This window comes from Anoxybacillus sp., assembly GCF_036834105.1.
Lineage (GTDB): Bacteria > Bacillota > Bacilli > Bacillales > Anoxybacillaceae > Anoxybacillus.
Genome location: NZ_DAITON010000094.1, coordinates 1 through 9,035, shown reverse-complemented (window position 1 = coordinate 9,035; position 9,035 = coordinate 1). Strand labels below are relative to the sequence as shown.

At 42.3% G+C, this 9,035-nt stretch carries 8 protein-coding genes, 1 pseudogene and 1 riboswitch; all 9 genes and pseudogenes read right to left on the bottom strand.

Going from position 1 to position 9,035, the window contains the following annotated elements:
* Positions 1-154: 154 nt before the first annotated feature.
* Positions 155-346: riboswitch (cobalamin riboswitch) on the bottom strand.
* 67 nt (positions 347-413) lie between these two features.
* Positions 414-2,177: an ATP-binding protein gene (locus tag V7Z64_RS09640; protein ID WP_297990681.1), complete on the bottom strand. Its 1,764-nt coding sequence runs from the start codon at positions 2,175-2,177 to the stop codon at positions 414-416.
* Positions 2,174-2,890: a response regulator transcription factor gene (locus V7Z64_RS09635; RefSeq protein WP_297990682.1), complete on the bottom strand. Its 717-nt coding sequence runs from the start codon at positions 2,888-2,890 to the stop codon at positions 2,174-2,176. The genes V7Z64_RS09640 and V7Z64_RS09635 overlap by 4 nt, the downstream gene beginning before the upstream one ends.
* A gap of 88 nt (positions 2,891-2,978) precedes the next feature.
* The gene (ccsB, locus tag V7Z64_RS09630; protein ID WP_297990683.1) at positions 2,979-4,154 is read right to left on the bottom strand and encodes a c-type cytochrome biogenesis protein CcsB; all 1,176 of its coding nucleotides are present in this window, start codon (positions 4,152-4,154) and stop codon (positions 2,979-2,981) included.
* Between the two features lie 12 nt (positions 4,155-4,166).
* On the bottom strand, positions 4,167-5,783 hold the full coding sequence (resB, locus tag V7Z64_RS09625) for a cytochrome c biogenesis protein ResB (RefSeq protein WP_297990684.1): 1,617 nt from the start codon (positions 5,781-5,783) through the stop codon (positions 4,167-4,169).
* 12 nt (positions 5,784-5,795) lie between these two features.
* Complete coding sequence (gene resA, locus V7Z64_RS09620; protein ID WP_129000465.1) at positions 5,796-6,317, bottom strand: thiol-disulfide oxidoreductase ResA; 522 nt, start codon at positions 6,315-6,317, stop codon at positions 5,796-5,798.
* Positions 6,318-6,410: 93 nt separating this feature from the next.
* Positions 6,411-7,148, bottom strand: coding sequence for a 23S rRNA pseudouridine(2605) synthase RluB (gene rluB / locus V7Z64_RS09615; protein WP_003394417.1), 738 nt, complete (start codon positions 7,146-7,148; stop codon positions 6,411-6,413).
* A gap of 89 nt (positions 7,149-7,237) precedes the next feature.
* On the bottom strand, positions 7,238-7,615 hold the full coding sequence (locus V7Z64_RS09610; RefSeq protein ID WP_240468777.1) for a chloroquine resistance marker protein: 378 nt from the start codon (positions 7,613-7,615) through the stop codon (positions 7,238-7,240).
* Positions 7,616-7,645: 30 nt separating this feature from the next.
* Positions 7,646-8,356: a hypothetical protein gene (locus V7Z64_RS09605; protein ID WP_163149767.1), complete on the bottom strand. Its 711-nt coding sequence runs from the start codon at positions 8,354-8,356 to the stop codon at positions 7,646-7,648.
* A gap of 446 nt (positions 8,357-8,802) precedes the next feature.
* Positions 8,803-9,035: pseudogene (locus V7Z64_RS09600) on the bottom strand (IS982 family transposase); the annotation flags it as partial.

Sequence of the window (9,035 nt, the reverse complement as noted above, 5' to 3'; positions counted from 1 at the left end):
CCCTGTTTGTCTCTTGGGGATGGAAATTAATGTAATGAAAAATGCTCATCTACAGTATATAAAAATAAAAAGCTCACTCCGAATGGAATGAGCTGGAAACAACAAAAGACAATCGTCACCTTTGTCGTTTCGACGTCTCACTCCCCGAAGACGCGAATGACGATGCAAAAAGGCAGGTCTACTGACTTATGCGTCATCCTACTTTGAAGCCTTCCCATACGAATCGTACAGTGGCGTCCTTCATTTCGTCAGCATTTACAGTTGCGGGGACAGTTCTGGACTTGCACCAGATTCCCTATTAAGTCTACTAGGTTGCCCATTCGACACCTTTTTGCAACGAACGTATACAATTGTCGAACAATTTTCACGTTTCTATCATAGCCGAAAACGTCGCTTATGACAACAAAAATTTTCTATTTCAATGGAAGTGTGAACGTAAACGTCGTTCCCTCGCCGAGCTTACTATGAACGGCGATCGTTCCTTTATGCGCTTCAACGATGTTTTTTGCAATCGCAAGACCTAATCCTGTACCCGAGCGACCGCGTGTACGTGCTTTATCCGCTTTGTAAAAGCGCTCAAACACGAACGGCAAATCTTCTTCAGCAATGCCAGAGCCTGAGTCCCGAACAGAGATGCGCACCGCCTCTTCATCTCCATCGACTATGACGCGCACTTCCCCACCGTCATCTGTGTGACGAAGAGCATTATCAATTAAATTCGTCAACACTTGTTCGATACGGTCAGGATCAAGGAAAACGACAAATTCTTCATTCATATCAACGAGCAAACGAACCCCTTTTTCCTTCGCTAACGCTTGAAACTTATGAATGATGCGCTCGGTGTATGAACGAAGGGGTATGCGTTCTTTATGAAGCGTTAAATGCCCCGCTTCCATGCGCGCTAAATCAAGCAAGTCGTTAACGAGGCGACCCATGCGCAACGATTCATCATAAATAACTTTTGCCAATTCTTTCTTTTCTTCATCTGTCGCCGCGATGTCGTCGACAATGGCTTCGCTATACCCTTGCAACATGGCGATTGGCGTTCGTAACTCATGCGAGACGTTCGCAATAAAATCTTTGCGCAACTTATCGAGCCGGCGCTCTTCCGTCATATCTCGAAGCACGGCAACCGCCCCGCGAATGACTTTGCCGTTGTATAACGGCGTCATAACAATAACCCAATTCCGACCTTGTAAAGCAATTTCTGTTGCTTGTTCTTTCTCCTCCATGACAGCCTTTGTGAACAGCTCGTTCACTCGAGGAGGAAGCGGCAATAAGTCTTCACGATGCCCTTGTTCGTAGTACCATGCTTGCAAAAAGCGGTCGGCAGGCGGATTCGTAATAAGTACTTCCCCATTTCGATTGAGCGTAATCACACCATCTGCCATGCTACTTAAAATGCTCGCTAATTGCTCTTTTTCTTGATTTAACGCGTTGATATGAAATTGTAATTGCCGACCCATCTGGTTAAACGCCATGGCCAGCTCCCCAATCTCATCATGAGTAACAATCGGCACTTTGGAATCGAATTTCCCGCGCGCCATTTCAAACGCGACTTGTCTCATTTTTCTAAGCGGTGCTGTAATTCTTGTCGATAAGAAAAAGGCAAATACCGTCGTTAACACAATGGCAATAAATGCAGCAAGAAAAATAAACTTCGTCGTTTGTTTTGTCGTCTCTTCTACAGCTTTTAATGACTGATATACGAATACAGCACCATTCTCATCAGACGTACGTAGCGGGACACCGACAATAAACAGCTCGTTATAAGCATCGTTTCGCATCGTTTCGTTTGGCATCATCGTCCGTTTCACTACTTTTTTTCCTTCAAACACGCGCGATAACTGCTTATCTTGTTGGATAAACGAAAGCGGCAAATCGGCGAGCTGTTCATTTGGTGAGTACCAATAATGACGGTCGTCAATAATAATCATGAGCTTCGATACATCATCAACCATCGTCCATGCGATTGAACGAGCAAACTGCTCATCGTGCTCGGCGACGACGCGAGCAACTTTTACTGCTTGTTGCGTGAGTTGCTCTCCTGTTTTTTCTAAATAATATTTTTCAAAAAAACTTAGCAACAAAACGGTTAAAATAAAGAGGACAAAAGCAACAAGCAATAAAATGGTCAGCCATAATTTGCCGACTACACTACGCCATATTGCCATCATTCATTCACGACCTCAAATTTGTACCCAACGCCCCACACGGTGACAATCATTTTCGCTGCCGAAGGCGATACTTTATTTAACTTTTCGCGCAACCGTTTGACATGCGTATCAACTGTGCGTAAATCACCGAAAAATTCGTAATGCCATACTTCTTTTAACAATTGCTCGCGATCAAACACTTTATCTGGTGACTTCGCTAAAAAATGAAGCAACTCGTACTCTTTCGGAGTTAAGCTAACTTCATGCCCATCTGCTGTCACCCGATGCGCATCATGGTCAATTGTTAAATGAGGAAATACGAGCACATCCCGTGCTGTCGTATCCGTTGGCACATAAGGAGAGTTCGCTGTACGGCGAAGCAACGCTTTCACGCGGAGCACCACTTCACGCGGACTAAACGGCTTAACGATATAATCGTCCGTTCCTGCTTCAAATCCTTGCACGCGATTCGCTTCCTCTCCCTTCGCTGTTAACATAATAACGGGTGTCGCTTTTTTCTCACGCAACTGTTTGCACACTTCAATACCGTCTTTTCCAGGTAACATAAGGTCAAGCAAAATCAAGTCATAATCATTGTCAAGCGCTAATGCTAGCGCTTCTTCACCGTTTTCTGCCTCATCGATCATATATTGCTCACGTTCTAAATACATACGAAGCAAACGACGAATGCGCTCTTCGTCATCGACAACTAAAATTTTAATTTCCTTCTCCATGATGTCATTCCCTCCTCGTTCACTATTGTACAAAACTGCCATACTTTTTTCTACTCCTCATAAAAAAAACGCCTTCTTTATGAAGGCGTTAAGACGCAGCATAAGAGTGTAGGCCGGCAATCACTAAGTTTACCGCTATTAAGTTAAACATAATGATCGCAAATCCAATGACCGCAAGCCATGCGGAACGCTCGCCATGCCAACCTTTTGACAATCGTAAATGTAAAAACGCGGCATAAAACAGCCATGTGATGAGCGCCCATACTTCTTTCGGATCCCAACCCCAAAAGCGCGTCCATGCAATTTGTGCCCAAATCATCGCAAAAATAAGCGCACCAAGCGTAAATACAGGGAAGCCGATCGCCACAGAACGGTAACCAATTTCATCAACTAAGTCCAAATTTACGTTTTTCACAAGCGGCTGCAACGCGGCTGCGATGCGTTTACGTAAAAGAAGGCGAAGCAAACCGTATAACACACCACCTGCAAACAATGACCAAATTACTGTATTTAATTTGCGGGCATTAATGATCGCAGGCATATGAACGAACGGTTCCATCCGTCCTTCCGTTTTTAACACCCCTTCATGTGGGCCGACGAGCGCTGGCATATGGTACACCATTTCATCTTGCTTGCTGTTTTTATCAATCCATTCAAACGTAGCTTCATAACCAGCCATGCGAAACGATGTCGTTACGATAACAAAACCAAGCGTACTAATTAAGAAAAATAACACAAACTCCAACCAAAACGTACGTTTGCTCGGTTTCGACTGATCGACTACTCGAATTAAATAAATGAGCCCTGCCGCAAAACTGATTGCTAAAATCGCTTCCCCAGCTGCAGCTGTCGTGACGTGAATATGCAACCAATCGCTTTGTAAAGCTGGGATGAGCGGAGAAATGTCCCTTGGAAACATGCTCGCATACGCGATCACTAAAATGGCGATTGGCAAAGTAAATAAGCCGAGTAAACTCGTTTTATAAATAAAATAAATGACAATAAACGCGCCGACAAGCATCATACCAAAAAACGTCGTAAACTCAAATAAGTTGCTGACAGGTGCGTGCCCAGCGGCGATCCAGCGCGTGATGAAATAGCCAAGCTGGGCGAGAAAACCAATGATCGTCACAACGATCCCAAGCGTTGCCCAGCGGTCCATCCCTTCTTTCTTTTTCACACGAATCGCTCCGCCAAAAAAAAGCGTTGCAACTAAATAAAGAACAAATGCCACGTATAGTAACGTGCTGCTTAGCTGAACCACGATGTTCCCCCCTTATGACCGCTTGTCCACTTGATCGATTGGCATGACAAACGGTGTATCGTTAAATATGCCTTCAAGCTCTTTTTTTAATCCAAACCAGTTTTTGTTCGTATGCGCTGCAATGAGCACATCTTCGTTGATCCGTTGAACCCATACACGTCGATGGTTCCAATACATTCCTTGTATAAGACCAATCATGAAAATGGTGCCCCCGATACCTAAAATCCAGAGCGTAAAATCACGACGAACGGTTAACGCCGATACATGTCGTGTATCAACGCCAGCAAACGCCATTTTATACTTGTTATCACCGAACGGTTCGATCGTTTGACGAATAGCAGTAAAACTGACTTCCCCTTTCGGACGATCCGGAGCAAACATTTTAAATACAAACGCTGGGTTGTTTGGCACTTTCGAGCGTGTATTCGGATTTCCATTTTCATCAAAATAAAAATCTGGAAAGTAGCTTAATAGTTGTACTTTATAACCGTTGCCAAGATCATATTCTTTCTCCGGTTGGATTAAATCAACTGTAATCGTCCCAAAAGACTTGGCCGTTTGTTTATCTGTCAAATGGAACGACATACTTTTTAGCTCATTCAGTTTAAAGTCCACTTGGTACAATGCATAATGGTCGTGTTTGAGCGGCTCGTTGACACGAATGGAAAAGCTTTTTATTTTTTTTAACTTCGGCTCTTCACCGGCAACAACTGGGCCAACACGCTCATATAGCACCACATCTGTTTGATAGTTTTTCGCCATCATTCCGCTACCGACACGGTCAATGGCAGCTTGAAACGCCTCTTTTTCCTTTTCTTTCTCGTATACTTCCAAAATAAATGTTTTGTTTTCTAAAAAATATTTCCCATTCGTTCCCGGAATTTCTTTTATTTCACCTTCACGAATCCACATGTTTTCGTCGACATACATTCCCGGAACGAAGCGAAGCATCGCGCCAATTAAAAAAACGATAAGCCCAATATGGTTGACGTACGGTCCCCAACGAGAGAAGCGGCCTTTTTCGGCCAAAATATTTCCATTCTCTTCACGAATACGATAGCCCCGTTTCGTTAACCGATCGACCACGCGAGGTAAAGCATTTTCGTAGTCTTTCACTTGTGAACGGCTAAATAGACGTTGGCGTTGTAAAAATTGTTCATTTCTCGTCACCCGCTGATTGTTTAACGCCCGATATAGTGGCACGACACGGTCTAAACTACAAATGACGAGCGATACACCAATGAGCGCTATAAGCAACATATACCACCATGAGCTATATAAATCGTGAAATCCTAGCGCGTAATACCATTTCCCGAGCCAACCGTACTGCTCCTCATAATATTCAGCTGGCGACACTGTTGGCGGAATGTACATCTGTTGTGGATAAATTGTGCCGATGGCCGAAGCGACTAACGTAATAACGATAAGCCAAACCCCAACTTTAACAGACGAAAAGAAGTTCCATATTTTATCAACAATCGTTTGGTTGTACGTTTGCGAACGGCGAGCGCTTCCTTCATAACGCATGTCCAATAACATTGGCACTTCTTCTAACGGTTTACCACATGCTTCACAAAGAACTGTACCAATCGGATTCACGTGCCCGCATTCACATTTTACTTGTTCCATGTCGAAAACCCCTTACGGCTTAATTCGTTCCATATATTTTTTTACATCCTCTTCCGTCATCGCCCCTGTAATGATATCTACAATTTTGCCTTCTTTGTCAATTAAAAATGTCGCTGGCAACGGACCGATGTTGTATGCATTCATGACTTGATCTTGCTGATCGATGACGACTGGAAACGTCAGCTGAAAGCGATCAACGAACGTTTGTACTGTTACTTTCGCTTCCCCTACGTTAACCGCAATCACTTCTACTCCTTCATTTTTGTATACATTGTATTGGCTATTGATATACGGCATTTCTTTTTCACACGGTTTGCACCACGTTGCCCAAAAGTTTAAAAATACACCTTTTCCACGATAATCGGATAGTTGAATTTTGTTTCCGTTTAAGTCGGTAAGTACGAAGTCTGGCGCCGAATCGCCTACTTGAATTGCTCTTTTCTCGACAAAAACGTTCGAATAAATCGTATAACCAATAGCCGCGAGCATGATGGCTAAAATGACTGTTCGAAGCCAAAATCGCTTTCCTTTCATCGCCAACCCTCCTATAAACCGTTTTCATCAACCTCATTATACAAGTTACCACTATATAAATAATGAAAATTATTTGAACAAAATGTGACAAAATCATGATACGTACGGCGAACCAGCTAATGCAAGCGCACGCAATTGCTTCACTTCATGCGGCGACAGTTCTCGATAATCTCCCGGATTCATCCCTTTCAAGTCTAAAAACGCATAACGTTCCCGCTTTAACTTTAAAACAGGATGTCCGATCGCTTCGAACATGCGGCGCACTTGACGATTTCTCCCTTCATGAATGCGAAGTTCAACGATCGCCGTCTGTTTCCGTTTGTCAATTGACAATACTTTCGCTTTCGCTGGCGCTGTTACCCCATCTTCTAGCGCAACACCTTTTTCAAGCTGTTTCACTTTTTCACGTGCTGGGATGCCTTTTACTTTTGCAATGTACACTTTTTCAATTTCATAGCGCGGGTGCATTAATAAATTAGCAAACTCCCCATCGTTTGTCAGCAGCAACAATCCAGACGTATCGTAATCTAACCGTCCGATCGGATAAATGCGCTTGTTTACATGTTTGAAAAAGTCGGTCACTACTTTTCTTCCCTTTTCATCTTTTACGCTACAAATTACACCGCGCGGCTTGTATAACAAATAATATACCGGCTCTTCGCGTTCGAGCGGAATGCCATCCACTTCAATGCGATCTTGTGGACTCACTTTCACCCCAAGTTCCGTCACAACTTTTCCATTTACTTTCACTTTTCCTTCGACGATCAATTGCTCTGCTTTTCTTCGCGATGCGATGCCAGCATGAGCAATTACTTTCTGTAATCGTTCCATTTCATTCACCTCACTATATAGTTTTACCATATTCGGTACAGGAGTTCAAAAATAAGAAAGGAGAAAGACGCACGAGATGCGACTTTCTCCTAACTTTGCTTGTATACAGGAAAAGAAAGAATAACAAACGAAGCAAACAATAGCCAAACAATTTTCACTTGAAAAAGCATGTACAAAACGGACAATAAAAAAAAGCCAACAAAATAAAAAGCTATTACTTTACCTACAATTGAACCCGCCATTTTATTTATAAACAACATGTAATGTAGCCAAGAAGCAAATAGGTGAAACATGTATAAAATTAAAAACAAAGCTGTAAAAATGACAGCGCTCCCTGGGCTACTCATTTCGTTAGAAAAAAGATGATGTTCAATTGTCAGAAATAAAAAGCTATACACGAAACTTAAAAGAAGAGATATAACTGTAACATTTAAAATAAATCGCTTATTTATAATCATGATCCACATACCTCACACCACTCTGAAAATTACACCTTGTCATTCAAACCAGTCTATCCCATATACTCTCACCATATTCCCAATATATCTATCATGGGAAGGGGAACCATACCAATAAACTTTTTCATTTTTGACTACCCTCATCGAGGTCGAACCCGACCCATCTAATACAATCGATCTTACAGGATCAAAACCTATATTTTCAATGTATGTTTTTAAACCAGGTATATTAGCTGCGTTACCTTCTGTGACAATCATATACCCATATTCATCATCCCACGCCAAAACGGTTCTCCATGTAGCGAAATCGTATCCAATAACTATTAAGTCATCCCCCCAATTTTCCCTATTGTAGTCGTTCCCACCAATTACTGCCTTTGCGCTTGGATAGGCCTTAAGAACTTCATTGAGGTTTCTCGCGTACATGAAAGTCGCTCTCATATTGTTATTTTTATCAACATAAGAAACAAAGGTTTTCCTCCTAATTTGTTTATCTTTCGTTCCATTATATTCGTAGTATGAAGTATCTCCTTTCCAGTAGCTTATAGATCGTAACCCTGTTGGAGGATTATTGTAACCATTATCAGCAGCAAAAAAACCACCGTTTATACCGATATGGGGCTTTTGAGACATCTTGGCATTAATAATTTCAGGCTTTATATTCTCAATTTTTGTTTTAATTACAGCAAAATTAGGCTTTCCCATAGGCTGTACACTTCTCATCTCAAAGCTATATGGCAATCCTCTCATAAAGACTCTCCTCCTCAAAAATGGTGATATATCAGTCTTTTTCGCCATCCCTCTAAGATAAAACTAGCAACAATTCAAAGAGCCTCAGCAAACTCCTCACTCCAACTAATAACCACAGCCTCGCCTATTCGGATTGAGGAGGATAGCTCCGTTGCTTCCGTTCCATCTGTTGTCCTGTCGTCCATGCCACATGACGTGCCATCCCATCCGACCTACTTCGTATTCAACAGGGGGCTATAGTAAAATCTTTGTTGCACAGTATTAAATTAAATATTGTATCCACCAATGTCTCATGACCCGCACCTCTAAAAACTCGATCGCATGATAGATCAGGTGTTTTGAAAAAACGTAGGTGGATTTTCAATGTTTTTCTACTCGTCTAGCCATTCACTCGAGATTTTTTACCTTACATTAATTATAATTATACCCGTGGTGCTAGTTGAGCGCTAGTGCTCAACTAGCACGAGTGTTACAAGCGAATACACCAACAAGATGCCATCGAGTACCAATTCAAACCCTGAAATCGAATTCGCACGAATGTCTGTCATACAATACTGGTCAACGAGGACGGAGAATACCATTTCGATCACTTTTCGTTTTTGTTTGAGCCATTTCTTCCATGACTCCGATGGGCGGTGTTTCTGGTTTTTGCGAGATGGAGTCCAAAAAGCGATTTGGT